The organism is Winogradskyella sp. 4-2091, from assembly GCF_045765065.1.
Lineage (GTDB): Bacteria > Bacteroidota > Bacteroidia > Flavobacteriales > Flavobacteriaceae > Winogradskyella.
The window spans coordinates 25,715-43,782 of record NZ_JBJKOD010000006.1; the positions used below are offsets into that span (position 1 = coordinate 25,715).

The 18,068-nt window shown below is 32.3% G+C and carries 18 protein-coding genes; 12 read left to right on the plus strand and 6 right to left on the minus strand.

Annotated elements, in window-relative coordinates; translation table 11 throughout:
- Positions 1 to 28: 28 nt before the first annotated feature.
- Positions 29 to 1,168 (minus strand): cystathionine gamma-synthase, encoded by a 1,140-nt coding sequence (locus tag ACJBCC_RS09375; protein WP_407557035.1) that lies wholly within the window; start codon positions 1,166 to 1,168, stop codon positions 29 to 31.
- Positions 1,169 to 1,285: 117 nt separating this feature from the next.
- On the opposite strand from ACJBCC_RS09375, the gene ACJBCC_RS09380 reads away from it, so the two are divergent.
- Positions 1,286 to 2,005 carry a DUF3298 domain-containing protein gene (locus tag ACJBCC_RS09380; RefSeq protein WP_407557036.1) on the plus strand — a complete coding sequence of 240 codons (720 nt, stop codon included), beginning with the start codon at positions 1,286 to 1,288 and terminating at the stop codon, positions 2,003 to 2,005.
- On the opposite strand, the gene ACJBCC_RS09385 is transcribed toward ACJBCC_RS09380, so the two are convergent.
- Entirely contained in the window at positions 2,006 to 3,250 is a 1,245-nt protein-coding gene (locus ACJBCC_RS09385; protein ID WP_407557037.1) for a cation:proton antiporter, read from the minus strand.
- An 83-nt stretch (positions 3,251 to 3,333) separates the two neighbouring features.
- Here ACJBCC_RS09385 and ACJBCC_RS09390 point away from each other — a divergent pair, with 83 nt between their 5' ends.
- The 3 genes from ACJBCC_RS09390 to ACJBCC_RS09400 are packed head-to-tail and all read left to right on the plus strand — an operon-like array spanning position 3,334 to position 5,708.
- Positions 3,334 to 3,687: an arsenate reductase family protein gene (locus ACJBCC_RS09390; RefSeq protein WP_407557038.1), complete on the plus strand. Its 354-nt coding sequence runs from the start codon at positions 3,334 to 3,336 to the stop codon at positions 3,685 to 3,687.
- On the plus strand, positions 3,680 to 4,573 hold the full coding sequence (locus tag ACJBCC_RS09395; RefSeq protein ID WP_407557039.1) for a DMT family transporter: 894 nt from the start codon (positions 3,680 to 3,682) through the stop codon (positions 4,571 to 4,573). The genes ACJBCC_RS09390 and ACJBCC_RS09395 overlap by 8 nt, the downstream gene beginning before the upstream one ends.
- A gap of 1 nt (position 4,574) precedes the next feature.
- Positions 4,575 to 5,708, plus strand: a complete 1,134-nt coding sequence (locus ACJBCC_RS09400) for a hypothetical protein (protein ID WP_407557040.1) — start codon at positions 4,575 to 4,577, stop codon at positions 5,706 to 5,708.
- Between the two features lie 54 nt (positions 5,709 to 5,762).
- On the opposite strand, the gene ACJBCC_RS09405 is transcribed toward ACJBCC_RS09400, so the two are convergent.
- On the minus strand, positions 5,763 to 6,242 hold the full coding sequence (locus ACJBCC_RS09405; RefSeq protein WP_407557119.1) for an acyl-CoA thioesterase: 480 nt from the start codon (positions 6,240 to 6,242) through the stop codon (positions 5,763 to 5,765).
- A 132-nt stretch (positions 6,243 to 6,374) separates the two neighbouring features.
- On the opposite strand from ACJBCC_RS09405, the gene ACJBCC_RS09410 reads away from it, so the two are divergent.
- Genes ACJBCC_RS09410 through nadD form a run of 3 tightly spaced genes read left to right on the plus strand, consistent with a single transcriptional unit; the run spans position 6,375 to position 8,464 of the window.
- Entirely contained in the window at positions 6,375 to 7,232 is an 858-nt protein-coding gene (locus ACJBCC_RS09410) for a YicC/YloC family endoribonuclease (RefSeq protein WP_407557041.1), read from the plus strand.
- Between the two features lie 39 nt (positions 7,233 to 7,271).
- Positions 7,272 to 7,862, plus strand: a complete 591-nt coding sequence (gene gmk, locus ACJBCC_RS09415) for a guanylate kinase (RefSeq protein ID WP_407557042.1) — start codon at positions 7,272 to 7,274, stop codon at positions 7,860 to 7,862.
- A gap of 23 nt (positions 7,863 to 7,885) precedes the next feature.
- Positions 7,886 to 8,464 carry a nicotinate (nicotinamide) nucleotide adenylyltransferase gene (gene nadD, locus ACJBCC_RS09420; protein WP_299102532.1) on the plus strand — a complete coding sequence of 193 codons (579 nt, stop codon included), beginning with the start codon at positions 7,886 to 7,888 and terminating at the stop codon, positions 8,462 to 8,464.
- A gap of 29 nt (positions 8,465 to 8,493) precedes the next feature.
- Here the strand turns inward: nadD and ACJBCC_RS09425 are convergent, their stop codons facing one another.
- On the minus strand, positions 8,494 to 8,853 hold the full coding sequence (locus tag ACJBCC_RS09425; RefSeq protein ID WP_407557043.1) for a YraN family protein: 360 nt from the start codon (positions 8,851 to 8,853) through the stop codon (positions 8,494 to 8,496).
- Positions 8,854 to 8,909: 56 nt separating this feature from the next.
- Complete coding sequence (locus ACJBCC_RS09430) at positions 8,910 to 9,935, minus strand: LD-carboxypeptidase (RefSeq protein WP_407557044.1); 1,026 nt, start codon at positions 9,933 to 9,935, stop codon at positions 8,910 to 8,912.
- A 184-nt stretch (positions 9,936 to 10,119) separates the two neighbouring features.
- On the opposite strand from ACJBCC_RS09430, the gene ACJBCC_RS09435 reads away from it, so the two are divergent.
- Together ACJBCC_RS09435 and ACJBCC_RS09440 are read left to right on the plus strand one after the other, a co-directional pair.
- Complete coding sequence (locus ACJBCC_RS09435) at positions 10,120 to 11,577, plus strand: DUF1800 family protein (RefSeq protein WP_407557045.1); 1,458 nt, start codon at positions 10,120 to 10,122, stop codon at positions 11,575 to 11,577.
- 9 nt (positions 11,578 to 11,586) lie between these two features.
- Positions 11,587 to 13,194 carry a DUF1501 domain-containing protein gene (locus ACJBCC_RS09440; protein ID WP_407557046.1) on the plus strand — a complete coding sequence of 536 codons (1,608 nt, stop codon included), beginning with the start codon at positions 11,587 to 11,589 and terminating at the stop codon, positions 13,192 to 13,194.
- A 61-nt stretch (positions 13,195 to 13,255) separates the two neighbouring features.
- Here ACJBCC_RS09440 and ACJBCC_RS09445 read toward each other — a convergent pair whose 3' ends face one another.
- Positions 13,256 to 13,849, minus strand: coding sequence for a hypothetical protein (locus ACJBCC_RS09445; protein ID WP_407557047.1), 594 nt, complete (start codon positions 13,847 to 13,849; stop codon positions 13,256 to 13,258).
- A gap of 150 nt (positions 13,850 to 13,999) precedes the next feature.
- Here ACJBCC_RS09445 and metG point away from each other — a divergent pair, with 150 nt between their 5' ends.
- The 3 genes from metG to ACJBCC_RS09460 all read left to right on the plus strand — a co-directional run bounded on the left by metG (position 14,000) and on the right by ACJBCC_RS09460 (position 17,935).
- The gene (gene metG, locus ACJBCC_RS09450) at positions 14,000 to 16,060 is read left to right on the plus strand and encodes a methionine--tRNA ligase (RefSeq protein ID WP_407557048.1); all 2,061 of its coding nucleotides are present in this window, start codon (positions 14,000 to 14,002) and stop codon (positions 16,058 to 16,060) included.
- A 77-nt stretch (positions 16,061 to 16,137) separates the two neighbouring features.
- The gene (locus ACJBCC_RS09455) at positions 16,138 to 16,431 is read left to right on the plus strand and encodes a hypothetical protein (RefSeq protein ID WP_407557049.1); all 294 of its coding nucleotides are present in this window, start codon (positions 16,138 to 16,140) and stop codon (positions 16,429 to 16,431) included.
- Positions 16,432 to 16,543: 112 nt separating this feature from the next.
- Complete coding sequence (locus tag ACJBCC_RS09460; RefSeq protein WP_407557050.1) at positions 16,544 to 17,935, plus strand: hypothetical protein; 1,392 nt, start codon at positions 16,544 to 16,546, stop codon at positions 17,933 to 17,935.
- Positions 17,936 to 18,068: the final 133 nt, after the last annotated feature.

The window sequence follows — 18,068 nt, forward strand, 5'->3', positions numbered from 1 at the left end:
CTTTTTTTGTTTAAAGTCTTAAACCTCATTAACCAATAGCTTGTTTTAAATCGGCAATTAAATCAGCTTCATCTTCAATACCAACACTCAAGCGTATTAAAGAATCTACAACTCCTATTTTTTCGCGTTCTTCTTTGGGTATACTCGCATGCGTCATACTTGCAGGATGACCAGCTAAAGACTCAACACCTCCAAGAGATTCGGCAAGCGTAAATATTTTTAAGTTTTCTACAATTTTTATAGATGCCTCATAATTATTCCCTTTTGTTGTAAACGATACCATACCTCCAAAATCAGTCATTTGTACCTTAGCAATATTATGATTAGGATGATGTTTAAATCCTGGCCAATATACATTTTCAATTTTAGGATGATTTTCTAAATATTCTGCCACTGCTCTACCATTTTCGCAATGTCGTTGCATTCTTACATGTAAAGTTTTTATTCCTCGTAATGCTAAAAAGGCATCTTGAGGACCACAAATGGCACCACTTGCATTCTGAATAAAATACAAACGGTCTGCCAATTCTTTATCCTTTACAATTAAAGCTCCCATTACCAAATCACTATGTCCTCCAAGATATTTGGTTGCAGAATGCATAACAATGTCTGCACCCAACTCTAAAGGCTGTTGCAAATAAGGTGTAGCAAATGTATTATCGACAGCGAAAAGCACCTTATGCTTTTTAGCAATATTAGCGGTTGTTACTATATCTATAATATTCATCATTGGGTTGGTTGGCGTTTCTACCCAAATCAGTTTGGTTTTATCAGTAATGTAATCTTCAATGTGTTTGGCATTTTGCATACCAATGAAATTAAATCTTATACCGAAATCCTCATAAATTTTGGTAAATAAGCGATACGTACCACCATACAAATCGTTAGTAGAAACCACCTCATCTCCTGGCTTCAACAATTTTAAAACCGCATCAATAGCTGCCAAACCAGAGCCAAAAGCCAAACCAAATTTTCCGTTTTCAATACTAGCAAATGCTTCTTCTAAGGCATGACGTGTTGGGTTAGCAGAACGTGCATACTCATAACCCTTATGTCCACCTGGCGTAGACTGAGCAAACGTTGATGTCTGATAAATTGGTGGCATTATTGCGCCATAAGCAGCATCTGGTTTTTGGCCTCCATGAATGGTTTTTGTATTGAATTTCATAATTATTATGGTATTTGAAATTTCGAATTATAATCACAACAAATTTAATGGAATATTCGTTCTATCTTAAATCTAAATAATACCTTTATTGTTTCTAAATCATAAGCATCATTTATTATGAAACGTATTCTTTCTTTATTCATTTTTACTATTGTTTTAACGTCTTGTTCGGAAGAAATAAAACCAGCTACTTTTAAAACTATTTCTGTTGAAGAATCCTTTGATGCCAATATAACTGCCACCTATAGTATGGCAGAAGGAAAGGACCAACTCAGTAAAACAATCAACTCAAATATTGAAAATGCCATAGTGGAAACCTTAAGTACTACTGAAAAGCATAGCGACTTAAAGACACTTTTAAAGGATTTTAATAAAGAGTTTCTTGATTTTAATAAAAACTTTGACGAAGCCTCAGAACCGGTTTGGGAGTTAGATATTGAAACTGAACTCGTTTATCAATCTGAGAATGTTTTAACTATTGTTGTTAGTACTTACGAGTTTAAAGGTGGTGCGCATGGTAATGATCAAATTAAGTTTTTAAATCTTGATGCAAAAACAGGAAACGTTTTAAAACTTGACGATTTTATTGAAAATAAAGACGATTTTAAAACCCTTGCACAAACCCATTTTAAAAAAGCTTCAGAATTAAAAGAGGCCTCTCTAAAAATGGAAGATTTTTTCTTTGGTAAACCATTTCAATTACCAGAAAACATAGGTTACAGTGACGATGGACTCGTTTTACTGTATAATCCTTACGAAGTTGTGTCTTACGATCAAGGTTATTTTGAATTTGTAATTCCGTTTGATGCCGTAGAACCGTATTTAGAAATGAAATAATTATTTAACTCTTGTTAATCGTTTTATAATTGGGCCAACCGTTAAACCTTGTCCTACAATAGAAACAACGACAACCACATAGGTAATTACTAAAAATAATTCTCTGTGCATCTCGGCAGTTAAGCTTAATGCTAGTGCAATTGAGATTCCACCTCGTAATCCGCCCCAAGTCATAATTAAATTGGTTTTAGGCACAAAATCCAATCGTTTTTCAAAGAATTTAATTGGTATAAATAGTGAAATATAACGACACATTAAGATAATCGGAATCGCCAATAAGCCTGCATAAATAAATTTACCTTCTACGGTTAAGACCAGCATTTCCATACCAATCATTACAAACAAAATTGTATTTAATAACACATCTACAAGTTCCCAAAATTTATCTACATAAGCTTCTGTAGTCTCAGACATAGCAGAATTTCTTACCGTATCGTTACCTACAATAAGACCCGCTGTTACCATAGCTAAAGGTGCAGATAAATGAAACTGGTGTGCTAGCATGGTTCCTCCCATAACTGTCGCTAACGTTAAAATAACTTCAATTTCGTAATTATCAATAGATTTCATTAAGCGATATGTAACCCAACCTAATAAAAGACCTAATGCAATTCCGCCAATAACTTCTTGACCAAAAAGTGTAGCAATATCAGACAACTCAATAGCGGCATCTGGTTTAGCAGCAATAGCAAAAATGGTTAAAAAGACAACCACACCTACACCATCATTAAATAATGATTCGCCTACAATTTTGGTTTCTAATTTTTTAGGTGCTCCTGCTTTTTTCAAAATACCTAAAACCGCAATTGGGTCTGTTGGCGAAATTAAAGCACCAAATAACAAACAATAGATAAAATTGACCTCTAAACTCATCAATTTTAAAACGTAAAACATAGTAATACCAACTAAAAAGGTAGAAACTAAAACTCCTAAAGTGGCAAAAGCCATAATCGGCCAACGCTGTACTTTCAACTGATTAAAATTAGTGTGCAAAGCACCTGCAAATAGCAAAAAACTCAGCATAATATCTAGTAGCACTGTTTCAAAATCTATTAATGCTATAAATTCTCGTTCTTTAACCAGTAACGTATCATCAAACTGTGCAACACCTACTAAAACGACTGTGAAAACTATGGTAATAACCATCAAACCTATAGTAATTGGTAGTTTTAAAAACTTCACATTTATATAGCCAAAGATTGCCGATAACACAATTAATATAGTGGCAATTGAATAGTAATCCATAAAATATTATTTTTCTTAAATGTACTTAAAATTCCTTTTAAATACGGTTACTTTGTGTTTTCAAAATTATATAGATTTCTGATATGAAAAAAATATATTATTTAAGCACTTGCAACACCTGTACTAGAATAATTAATGAGCTAGATTTACCAGAAGGGTTTCAGTTACAAGATATTAAAACCGAACCTATTACTGAACAACAAATTGAAGACATGCGCGCGCGTACAGATAGCTATGAAAACCTATTTAGCAAACGTGCAAGAATTTATAAAGAATTGGGTTTAAAAGAAAAATCCCTTTCAGAAAACGATTTTAAAAACTACATTTTAGAACATTACACGTTTTTAAAACGACCTGTTATACTTTTTAATAACCAAATATTTATAGGCAATTCTAAAAAAACAGTGGAAGCCGCAAAAACAGCTATACATGCATAGTAGAGGCTTTGCCATTTTTGCCCTAATTATGGTTCAAGTTTTATATGGACTAAATTATACGTTTGCAAAAATTGTAATGAACGGCAATTTTGTTCCGCCATTTGCTTTAACCATTTTAAGGGTTGGTGGTGCATCTATTCTGTTTTGGCTCATAAGTATATGGCTACCTAGAGAAAAAATAGAACGTAAGGACTTTTTTAAATTTTTAATTGCCGCATTGTTTGGTGTATGCGTAAACATGCTTTTCTTTTTAAAAGGTGTAGAACTCACCACACCAATACATGCAGCCGCAATAACGACTATAACACCTGTTATTATTTTAATTTTATCTGCCTTTGTTTTAAAAGAAAAAGTAACGGTATTAAAAATAATAGGAATAACAATTGCGTTATCTGGCGCCTTAGCTCTAACACTTTTTGGAGACTCCAATAGAGCTGCTGACAATATTGTATTAGGAAATACTTTTATTTTTTTAAACGCTATTTTTTATAGCATTTACGTCATTTTAATTAAACAATTAACTAAAAAATACCATCCATTTACATTTATAAAATGGTTATTCCTCTTTGGTTTTTTCATGGTCTTACCATTCGGATATAAAGAATTACAAGCTGTGTCTTGGTCCTCGTTTTCACCTTATATCTATTTTTCCTTAGCCTTTGTTATTGTTGGAGCCACCTTTGGAACCTATCTCCTTAATCCAATAGCTCTAAATAAACTTAAAGCTTCAACCGTTGGTGTTTTTATTTATTTACAACCTGTAATTGCAGGTTTATTTGCACTTGTTATGGGAGCCGACAACATAGACACTTTAAAAATCATTGCCATGCTTCTTATATTTTCAGGTGTATATTTAGTCTCTTTAAAATCTAAAAAAGACGACTAATTTGTCCTTATCATCTAAAATTTTTACATCTATAGATGCTATTCCACAACCATATTGGGATAGTGTAAACTGTTGTACAAATATTTACTACTCTCCAAAGTTTTTAAAGGCATTTGAAATCGCTAATACAGATATAGAATTCAATTATATTTTTATTTTAAAAAACGAAGAAGCTATAGCGTTTGCTAACACTCAAATTGTAACCATTGGTATAGAAACTATTACCAAAAACATTAAAATGTCTGATAAAATTAGACGGATTGTAAATAATATGTTTTGCAACAACCATGTACGTGTTTTGTTTTGTGGTAATGTATTTTTAAGTGGAGAATATGGGACATTTTTAAAAGAAGACGAAGACAAAATTGAAACCTTTAAAGCCATTGCAGAAGGCGTTAAGAAATTATCGAAAAATACGAAAAAACTGAGTGCTATTTTCGTTAAAGATTTTGAAAACGAATCACTTCCTATTACTAATCATCTTAAGTCCTTTGATTATGCTGCCATGCAAGTAGAACCTAATATGATTATTAGTTTAAAACCAGAATGGCATTCTTTTGAAGATTATACCAACGCTTTAAAATCGAAATACCGTGTAAAAGCCAACAGAGCAGATGCCAAAAGTAAAGCTTTAAAGGCTAAATTATTTTCTGTAACCGATATTGAAAGATACAAACATCAGCTTCAAGCATTGTATCATAACACTATTGATAATTCAGATTTTAATGCTCAAATATTAAATTTAGATACTTATATTCATCTTAAAAAAGCCTTCAAAACTGAATTCATTGTTAAGGGTTATTTTTTAGATGATACCTTAGTTGGTTTTTTATCTGCTATGCAAAATGGCAGACATTTAGATGCGCATTTTATTGGTATCGATTACAATAACAATAAAGAGTTTGCCATCTATCCTAGAATATTAAATGATTATGTGAGACTTGGCATCGAAACCAAATCAGACCAAATTAATTTAGGACGTACAGCTTCTGAAATAAAAAGTACACTTGGCGCGCAACCCAAAGCGTTAACGTGTTATTGCAAGCACAAACGCTATTTACCAAACCAGGTATTAAAGCCATTTATACAAAATGTACATATCAAATCTTTTAAGCAACATTCTGTTTTTAAATAAAAAATTCCTGCCAAGGCAGGAATTTAATACTATGCTATTTATAGAACTTTAAACCTATAGTTTCATAGGCTTTGGCTTTACACCATGCTTACGCGTATCTGCTTTTGTCAATACTTTAAAACTTTCAGATTTTGGGAATGTTTGTGCCAAATCTAATAACGGTTTTGGTAGGCCTGTTAATTTTCTGGCTTTTAAATCTATCCAACCACCTTGCATTTCGCAATAGGCTAAATTTTCGCCTTTATGATTGTAAAAGTTATGTTCAAACATAAATAACATACCATCTTCACTTAAACCAGAAACCTCTATAGTTACCGTAATTGGTGTACCAATAAATGATTCTTTAAAATAGTACATATGCTCATAAAACACCACAGGACCAACATTATGTTTCATGATTTCTGGCATTGAAAACCCTTGCTCAGAAAAGAAAGACATCCTTGCATGGCTCATAAAATTGGTATATGCAGAGTTGGCTAAATGGCCATTAGCATCAACATCACTCCATCTTATTTCAAACTGTTTTTTGTACATCTTCATATCTAAAATTTAAAAAAACAAAGTTAAGAAAGTATCCTATGCACGCATAAGTGTTTGTAAAAATTTTAATACACTCTAAAAGAGTTCAATTTTGTACCTTTGCCCAACTTTAACAGCAAAGTCTTAATGATACAATCAATGACAGGTTATGGGAAATCTGTTTTACAGCTCCCAACAAAAAAAATCTCAATAGAATTAAAATCACTAAACAGTAAAAGTTTAGACCTCAACGCTCGCATGCCTTCTATGTATAGAGCAAAAGAATTAGAGATAAGAAAACTTATTGCAAAGAATCTGGGAAGAGGAAAGGTAGACTTTTCATTATTTGTAGAAATCACAGGAGAAGATACCAGTTCTAAAATCAACAAAACGGTTGTTAACGAGTACATTAAACAACTTAAAGAGGTTGTAGATGGCGACACTACTGAGTTACTTAAAATGGCGATTAGATTACCTGATGCTGTAACTACTGAACGCGAAGAAATTGATGAGAAAGAATGGTCGCTTATCAGCAAAGAAATTAACGAAGCTATTTCCAAAATTGTAGGCTACCGTAAAGACGAAGGCCAAATGCTTAAGCAAGATTTTATAGATAGAATTACGACCTTGAGACGTTTACTCAACGAGGTTATTGCCATGGATCCAGATCGTATTGATGGCGTAAGAGCACGTTTAGAAAAAGGGATTTCAGATATTAAAGAAAAAGTTGATGAAAACCGTTTTGAACAAGAACTAGTTTACTACATAGAAAAATTTGATATCACTGAAGAGAAAGTAAGACTAGATAATCACTTAGATTATTTTACCCAAACTTTAAATTCTGACGATTCTAACGGAAAAAAATTAGGTTTTATCTCTCAAGAAATTGGTAGAGAAATCAATACCATTGGTTCAAAATCTAATTATGCACCTATGCAAAAGTTAGTAGTACAGATGAAAGATGAGCTCGAAAAAATAAAGGAACAAATGCTTAATGTCCTTTAACTCAATTGACAGTTTAATTATATCGTAAAAACAATAAAAGTGTCAGAAATTAAAAACGAAGTACAAGGTAAACTTATAGTGTTTTCAGCACCTTCTGGATCTGGAAAAACAACTATAGTTCGTCATTTGCTAAAACAACAAGAGTTAAATCTAGAATTTTCTATTTCAGCAACCTCTCGTGATAAGCGTGGCAATGAAATAAATGGAAAAGATTATTATTACTTATCTCTAAAAGAATTTAAAAACCGAATTAAAAATGATGAGTTTTTAGAGTGGGAAGAAGTTTATAGAGATAATTTTTATGGCACTTTAAAAACTGAAATTGAACGAATTTGGGCAAAAGGTAAACACGTTATCTTTGATATTGACGTATCAGGTGGTTTACGTATAAAACGAAAATTCCCAGACCAAACAATCGCAATTTTTGTAAAACCACCAGATTTAAACGAACTCGTAAGACGTTTAAAAGATCGTGGAGAAGAAAGTGAAGAAAAAATTAGCATGCGTGTATCTAAAGCACCTGCTGAATTAGCTACTGCGCCACTTTTTGATGAAATTGTAATTAACTCTGACTTAGATAAAGCTTTAGAACAAGCTTATAAGCTAGTATCAGATTTTGTAAAAAAATAGATTCTGAAATAAATTTACACTAAATGAAAGTAGGTCTATATTTTGGTACATTTAACCCTATTCACGTTGGGCATTTAACCATTGCTAATCATTTAGCAGAGCATAGCGATTTAGACCAAATTTGGTTTGTAGTCACACCATTAAGTCCTTTTAAAAAGAAAAGTAGTTTGCTAGATAATTATCATCGTTTAGAAATGGTATATCAAGCCACAAAAGAGTACGACAAATTAAAACCTAGCGATATAGAATTTGGGTTAAAACAACCTAACTACACTATTGATACGTTGACCTATTTATTTGAAAAACATCCGGACCATGATTTTTCATTAATTATGGGCGAAGACAATTTAAAGAGTTTTCATAAATGGAAAAACTATGAGCTCATATTAGAAAATCACAGTATTTACGTCTATCCTAGAATTTCTGAAGGAAAAATTGAAACCCAATTTAATGACCATCCTAAGATTATAAAAGTAAATGCGCCAATAATGGAAATATCTTCAACCTTTATAAGAAAGGAAATCAATGAAGGGAAAAATGTGAGGCCTATGTTACCAGAAAATGTATGGCAGTTTATTGATGAAATGAATTTTTATCGCTAATGGTTTTCAGGCTTCTGCGGCTGTAGGAATTAAAAGTGATAAAAAGCATCTTCATAATGTGTGAGATGCTCGGTAGTTTTGTTTTTTAATACAGCAATAATATCAAATCTAGTTTCTAAATCTATATTATTACTTGTTATAAATTCATCCATAGCCTTCACCATTAATTTAATCTTTTTAGGTGTCACAAACTCTTGAGGATCTCCAAAAAAGTCAGAGTTTCGAGTTTTCACTTCAACGCAAATCATAAAATCTTTATGTTTGGCAATAATGTCTATTTCTGCTTTTTGAAACACATAATTACGTGTAATAATCTCATAACCTTTTCCAATTAGCAAATCTACTGCTAGTTGTTCTCCAAGTTTGCCAAGTTCATTATGATCTGCCATGTTTACTTCCCACAAAAGTGGAAATCTTTATAATCTATTCTAATAAATTTTATTTCTTATTTATTAAAGTTAATAGAAGACTCCGTTTTACTAACCTTTAAATCAATAGTTCTTCCTAAAACCAATGCTCTATTGTCTTTTTCATGGCCTGCAGGCATATTAAAAGCAATAGGGAAATCATATTCTTTTAACGCATCTATGATTAATTGCTCTATAGATGTCCCCCAAAGTGTGGTATTCTTTCGCATCTTAGACATATTGCCAACAACTAATCCATTTAAGTTATCAAAATAACCAGCACGCTTCATACTTTGCAACATTCGGTCTATATGATATTTGTACTCTCCTATTTCTTCAATAAAGAGTATTTTACCAGAAGTATCTAAACTTGTCTCTGAACCTAACATAGTATGTAAAACAGTAAGATTTCCACCAACCAATTCTCCAGAAGTTTCTCCTATTTTATTAAAGTTAGACCCTTCTAATGTGTAGTCTGTAGGATTACCAAAAATTGCTGATTTAAAAGTATCTATAGCGTTTTTAACTTCGTTTAAATCCTTAGTTAAACTAATACACATTAAAGCATGTAAGGACTGAAAACCTTCATTATGTAACTGATTATGTAATGCTGTGATATCAGAATAACCTATAATCCATTTTGGGTTTTCCTTAAACTTTGTATAATTCAATTTATCTAAAACTCTTACAGTACCATAACCTCCTTTTGCACACCAAATCGCACTAATTTTAGGATCATCCATAGCATTTTGAAGATCTTCACAACGTTCATCATCTGTACCAGCAAAATGATCGGCTTTATTATACAAATGCTTGCCAATCACTACATGTAAACCCCAATTTTGCAAAAGCATAGTTGCTTTTTGAACTTCATCTTCATTATTTTTTAATATTCCAGATGGTGCAACTATTGCCACTGTATCTCCAGCCTTTAGATATGGAGGTTGAATTAAATTTGAAGTCATGTCTATAGTATTATCAGATTCAGATTGAGCGCTAATATCAGTATTTACAACTAAAAGAAGAATTATAAAAAAAAATACAAAGTGCTTTTTTAAAATCATAAATTGAGTTTTTGTAAAGATAAAAAGTTAATTCTGAAGGCTAAGGGATATGAATTATTAATACTATTTTAACTAAAAACGTCTAAAATTCAAGTATTTAACGTAAATATTTTATAATTCCCTCAATATTTTCATACCTTTTAAGTTACTATCGACAAAGGTAACAACTAAAAACCACAATGATATGGCTGTTTATACATCGTGTATTACTTCAACATTACAACCGTATGTACCCTCCACAGAAAACCCATGGAACGAAGAAAGAGTAAGACATGCTTTTCGCCGAATTGGCTACGACGCCAATAAATCAACAATTTCGAATGCTCTATCCTTAGCGCCAGATGTTTTTATAGATCAACTTATTGACGCGTCTTTAAATGCTCCACATTGGCCAACACCAACTTGGGCAGAATTTACAAATGATGATTATAATAATTTAGGTTTTGATTTTGATGAACAAACACAAGCCAATCAAGTAGAACTTATGATTGCTCTTGTAGACCAAATGCAAACAGTAGGTTTAAAAAGTAGACTTATAATGTTTTGGAGTAACCATTTTGTGACACGTTTAGAAGACTATTATGTGAGTAATCATCTCTACGAGTATTATAATACACTAGAAATTCATGCGCTTGGTAACTTTCAAGATTTTGTAAGAGCCATTGGTACAACTGGTGCTATGCTAGTTTTTCTTAATGGTGTAGAAAACACAAGCTATAGTCCTAATGAGAACTATGCAAGAGAACTTTACGAACTTTTTACACTTGGTGTAGATAATGGTTATACACAGAATGATATTGTTGAAACGTCCAAAGCTTTAACTGGTTACAACCATAGAGTTAACTGGACTTACCCAATTAACTTTGACAATAGTACGTTTAATGAAACGGATAAGACCATTTTTGGTCAAACTGGAAATTGGGGTTATGATGATGTTATTGATATTTTATTCCAGGAAAAAGCGCCATTAATAGCACAACATATATGCAAAAAACTATATAAATATTTTGTAAGTCCTACGGTTAATGAAGATATCGTTGCAGCAATGGCAAATAGCTTTGTTTTAGATTTTAATATTGAAAATGTTTTAAGAATTCTTTTTAAAAGCGACCATTTTTTTGATCAGAAATCCATTGGAACCCAAATTAAAAGCCCTTATGATATGACAATTTCATATCTTAAAGTCACTAACTTTAGTTTGTCGCCAGATTTTTATCAAGGCATGATTTATTATAACGGCGTTTTGGGCCAGAATATGTTTGAACCAGTTGATGTGGCTGGTTGGCAAAGCGATAGAGATTGGATTAACTCTAGTACTTTAGGTGGTCGATGGGAAATATTACAATGGTTTATTTGGCATACTTGGAATAGTTATAATGAAGAATTAAGAACCTTAGCGGTAGAAAGTTCTAATAACAGTAATGATCCTTATGTAGTCACAAAAACTATAATCGATAGGTTTATGCCGCTAGAATTGTTTTCTATTGAAGATTACCAAGCTGCAACTGATGTTTTTAAACACGACCTACCCGAGAATTATTACGAAAACCAAATCTGGAATTTACAATGGGACTCTGTTCCATACCAGGTCGTTCTCTTACTTATTCATCTTATAAAATTTCCTGAATTTCAACTTAAATAAGCCTGTATTATGTGTAATGATCAATCTAAAAACAAAACAAAATCAGGACCAAGTGCTCATGATATGGAGCATAAAAAATGGAACCGACGATCCTTTTTACAAGCCTTAGGCTTATCTAGCGCAGGAACAATGATGTTGGGCGGAATGCCACTTTCTGCGTCTTCCTCAACAAAGTTAGCTTCCGCTATTAGCAATTCAGAATCAGATAGAATCCTTGTGATTATTAGATTAAAAGGTGGCAATGATGGACTTAATACCATTGTACCAATTTATGATTATGATACTTATGCATTTAACAGACCAACCATTAAGCATAATCTAAATGATGTTACAGCATTAACGCCAGATTTTGGGATACCAAATTACATGTCTGACCTCGTTAATCTTTGGGATAATGGTGCCATGAAAGTTGTACATGGTGTAGGTTATGAAAACCACAACCAATCGCATTTTGCTGGTTCAGATATTTGGGCATCAACTGATCCTACAAGTACTGTTAAATCGGGTTGGTTAGGCCGTCATTTTGAAGACATATATCCTGAGTATTTATTAAATCCACCAGCTGTTCCTGCTGCTGTACAAATAGGCAGCATTGGTAATCTTATATTTGATGGTAGCTCTAATAATTATGCCTTTTCGGTTGCTAATCCTAATCAATTAGAAGCAATTGCACAAAGTGGAGCCGTACATGATATGACGAGTTTTCCCGATTGTATCTATGGCGAACAATTAGAGTTTATGAGAGGCACAACGAATACAACTTATCAATACGCAGGTACTATACATGATGCCTATACTGCCGGATCTAATAATGTTACGTACATGGATTCTGAGCTAGGCCAACAATTATCTATTGTTGCTAGACTTATTAAAGGAAATTTAGGCACCAAAGTGTATATGGTCACTTTAGGCGGTTTTGATACGCACGCTAATCAACTTGTAGACCACAGCACATTACTTCAAGATTTATCAAATTCTATAAAATTATTTTATGATGATTTAGCACAAGGTGGTTTTGATGATAAAGTATTATCCATGAGCATCAGCGAATTTGGTCGTCGTATTTATGAAAATGGATCTAACGGAACAGATCATGGCAAAGCAGCACCACTATTATTATTTGGTCCTGCTATAGAAGGTAATGGTTTTGTAGGTACACATCCAAATTTAACCACAGGTGATGGCGAAGGCAATTTAGAATTCACTCAAGATTTTAGAGAAGTCTATGCAAGTATATTAGAAAATTGGCTCTGTATAGAGAGTGGTTTGGTAGATGAAGCCTTATTGAATACTACTTTTGCTAGAGTAGATCTAGGATTTAGCTGTGATGCGCTTACTTTAGATGACTTTAATCGCGATAGATTTAAACACTATGTTTTATACACAGATACCGATTCTATAATTAAAATAACAAATCCTTATACACAACACACGGTTATAAAACTGTATGATATAATGGGTAGAGAAATTGGTACACTTAAAAATGCCATGCTCTTTGCTGGCGAAAACAGTATAAGTGTTAAAAATTCTATTGGTAAAAAATTGAGTATAGGTCAGTATATTTATAAAATATCGGTTGGAAATCAGAGTTACAGTAAATCTTTAATCATAAAATAAGGATAAAAAAAAACTGCCATTTACATAGCAGTCTTTTTTAATAAGGTAAAAATCGTAGTTTCTATTTTCTCAAAGATGTTCTGTTTGTTTCAACAGTAGACGCATCTGCAGATCTATCAAACTCATCTGAATAATCATATGTTCCTAAAGAACCTGTGTAACTTCCAGAAAAAGAAGTTCCATCAGTAGAAGTTCCTTGAAATGAAAATTCATAAGTAGAACCATTTTCTAACACAGTGAAAGTACCTGAATTGATTGAAATTCCGTTATAATCTTCAATTGAGCTATCAATAAATAAATTCGCATAAGTATAACTATTTACTTCTACATTATCACCAAATGCGTAAGTACCTTCAGCTAAATCAGATGGGTTACTTGTAAATAATTCAAAATAAACACCAGAGAATTCACTGTCTTCAGGTATTGGTTCTCCATCAGATTCTACAATATCAGATGTTACTAAATAAATATCAAAATTATAAAGACCATCATAGTATTCTCCGTAATCTTGAATCATTCCTGCTTTCAGTTGGTACTCGGTGTCTCCATAGATTAAGACGCCATTACCATCAGAGTTTCCATCATCATCGCTTCCGCAAGAAAAAGACATTACACTAATGGTTAATAATAAAATAATTTGCTTTAAGTTTTTCATTGTTAATGATTTATAGGTTAAGTGGTTAAATTTAAAATATTTTATTAGAACACAAAGATTTTTCTTTCATTATTCGCCTAAGCGATTCCACTTTTCATTATAAATCACACTACAAAATGTTTACTTTTGTGCATTAACAAAAGAAAGATCATGTCAAAAAGATATACCATTACAGCAGCTTTACCTTATACTAACGGCCCAATACACATTGGTCATTTAGCAGGCGTTTATGTACCAGCAGATATTTATGCACGTTATATGCGTTTAACGGGTAATGATGTTGCCTTTATTTGTGGTAGTGATGAGCATGGTGTACCAATTACTATAAAAGCAAAAAAAGAAGGTGTAACACCACAAGATATTGTAGATAAATATCATACTATTATTAAGCAATCTTTTGAGGATTTTGGGATTACTTTTGACAACTATTCTCGTACATCTGCAAAAATTCATCACGATACAGCACAAGAGTTTTTTAAAACCCTTTACAACAAAAATGAATTTGTAGAAGAAGTGACAGAGCAACTTTACGATGCAGAAGCTAACCAATTTTTAGCCGATCGTTTTGTTACAGGTACGTGTCCTAAATGTGGCAATGAAGAAGCTTATGGAGATCAGTGTGAAAATTGTGGATCTAGCTTAAATGCTACAGATTTAATAAATCCTAAATCTGCGATTACAGGTAACGTTCCAACATTAAAAGAAACAAAACACTGGTTTTTACCTTTAAATAAACATGAAGACTTTTTACGCGAATGGATTTTAAAAGGTCATAAAAAAGACTGGAAACCCAATGTTTACGGTCAAGTAAAATCTTGGGTAGATGATGGTTTAAGGCCAAGGGCAGTAACTAGAGATTTAGATTGGGGAATTCCGGTACCTGTAGAAGGTGGCGAAGGCAAAGTGCTTTACGTTTGGTTTGATGCGCCAATTGGTTACATCTCTTCTACGAAAGAATGGGCTGAGCGCGAAGGCAAAAATTGGGAAGATTACTGGAAAGACGAAAACACAAAGCTCGTTCACTTTATTGGTAAAGATAATATTGTATTTCACTGTATTATTTTCCCATCTATGTTAAAAGCAGAAGGTTCTTATATTTTACCAGATAATGTACCAGCTAACGAATTTTTAAATTTAGAAGGCAAGAAATTGTCAACCTCTAAAAACTGGGCCGTTTGGTTGCCAGATTATTTAATAGATTTTCCTAATCAACAAGATGTGTTGCGTTATGCCTTAACAGCTAATGCACCAGAATCTAAGGATAATGATTTTACATGGAAAGATTTCCAAGCCAGAAACAATAATGAATTGGTGGCTATTTTTGGAAACTTCATTAACCGTGTGGTAGTCTTAACTAACAAATATTATGAAGGTATTATTCCTGAACCTTCGGATTACTCTACAATAGACGAAGAGACTTTGGCTGCTGTAAAAGCGTATCCTGCAGTAATTGCAAGTTCTATTGAGCGTTACCGTTTTAGAGAAGCCAGCCAAGAATTAATGAATTTAGCGCGACTAGGAAACAAATATTTAGCGGACGAAGAACCCTGGAAAACCATTAAAACAGACGAAGCACGTACTAAAACAGTCATGTTTGTTGCTTTACAAATCGCATCTGCTTTAGCTGTGTTATCTGAACCGTTTTTACCATTTACGTCTAACAAACTAAAATCAATTCTTTGTCATTCCGCACTTGATGCGGAATCTAAATGGGAAGACGTTTCTACAAATGACATACTAATTCCTGCCAACCACAAAATTGGAAAAGGCGAATTATTATTCTCTAAAATTGAAGACAAAACTATAGAAGCGCAACTGGAAAAACTAGAAGCTAGTAAAAAAGCGAACGAAGCAGCGAACAAAGTGACAGAACCACAAAAAGAAGAAATTACGTTTGAAGATTTTACCAAACTCGACTTACGTGTTGGTACCATTCTCGAAGCTGAAAAAATGCCTAAAACCAAAAAACTTTTAGTCTTAAAAATAGATACAGGTATAGATACTAGAACCATTGTTTCTGGTATTGCAGAAAGCTTTAAACCAGAAGACGTTGTTGGAAAACGCGTTACGGTTTTAGTGAACTTAGCACCAAGAAAATTAAGAGGTGTAGAAAGTCAAGGTATGATTTTAATGACTGAAGATGACGGTGGTAATTTGGTGTTTGTGAATCCTGATATTGATGGTGTAAATAACGGATTGCAGATTAGTTAATGTCTAAACCTTCAATAACAAGAAAAGTTAAAGATTTACAAGCTTAGGCAGAGCGCCTTATTAGAACAAAAGGAAACATGCCTGAGATTGAAGCTTTTTCTCAATATAACGAAGAGATAAAAGCCTATTTGTTTGATAATATTGATGATGACTTTGTACTCAAGTACATCGAAACCATTCCCAGTTTAGATTTAGATGCTATTGAAACGAAATCTGGATTACTGACCCTAGTGATTGGTTTAATTTCTGGAGGTTCTGCATCAGCTTATCACGAGCGACATAAAATAGAACAAGCCTTAGATCAGATAAAAGAAATTTCTAATAAATATGCATCCTATGAAATGATGATAAGAAATTACTTTAATAATTAATAAATATTTTCTCTTAAATCTTTTTAATTATTAAATTTCATTATTCATAATCAATAATAGATAACTGATGAGATTTACCTATCTGTTTTTACTAGTTATAAACCTTAGCTTTATGCCATTAAATGGCCAAACAGAATGGTTTAATATTGATACAAAAGAGCAATCTCACGATAAAACGTTACGACAAGTTATTAATATCGTAAATCCAGAAACTAATGAACTCGTTGTGGTTTTTAGATATTCTACTTTTATTGTTGCTCATATTTATAACCAAGAAGGTATTTTAATAAACACTTTTAGAACTGAAGTACTTCCAAAATACAAAAACAATTATTTTGGGACCACAATTAATGGTAACTCATACACTCTATTTTTTCAGAATGATTATGGCACTAAATTTAGTGCCTTAACCTTAAATTTTGATTCCTCTGGCTTTCAGTTTTCAAACAAATTAAAAATTCCTTTAAAGGCAGAAACATTATTAGGTTCATTTGAGTATAATTCAACCGTTTATTTACTTTCTACGGTAAAAAAAACTTCAAAATTAAAGTTATATCAACTCAATAATCATGAAGAATATACTGAAGACACCTTCGATTTTTCGCATATAGAATTGAAAACTTATAACGGATTTAAAACGAACCTAAATAGAGTTTTGGATGGTGGTTATGAGATACCTGATGTATCCATGATAAACCATGGCGAGCCTACATCTTTAGAGAAGGTTATTCAAAAAAATAAATTATATATCGATGGTAATAAGTTAATGCTTACAAATGATGTGGATGATATTTCAACTACATTAATTACGATAGATTTAGAAACTAAAAATTCTCAATATCATAATTTCCCCAAACCATCTTTCAGCAAAAAGGACCATGGCATAAAATCTAACTCTTTTGTTTTAGACGATCGATTGTATAATATGTACGTGTCAAAAGAAAAACTCGATTTTTCTGTTTTTGATATTAATTCTAAATCGCTCATAAAAAGCTTTGTCATAACAGATACGGATTCTATTACCTTTAAAAATTCACCAATTATATTAGAAGGTGGAGATTTCCAAAATTACCGCGAGTTAGATAAAACCAAACAATTTTTAAAAAAAGTATCTAATTCTAATGCAGGTTTAAGTGTATATAAAAACAATGGAAACTATATAGTTACTTTAGGATGCAGTGAAACTATGACGTCTTCTGCCTTTATGACCTTTTATGGTGGTGCTCTTGGAGGTATTGTAGTAGGTATATCATCATCGATATTAACGACCACTTTTTTAACTTATACAAAAACCAAATCTACAAGAATTGAGTGTTTATTTGATAAAGACATGACCAGTATTCAAGCTAAAATCCCTGAAAACAACTTCGATATAATAAGTAAATTTATCGAAAGCCAACCAAAGACAAAATTCGCATTTAAATCTATTTTTAAAACCAACGACTCTTTTATACTTGGTTATTTTGATGCCGATTTAGCGTTATATAAATATTTTATTTTTTAATTTAACAGCTGATTATCAGAATAATATATATTTTTTTTCAATTAAAATTACACCAACACCTCCTATCTTTAGGAAAAGTGGTATAGTAAATGATGCTAATTATCTCAATTAGCTATAAATTAAAATCTTTGAT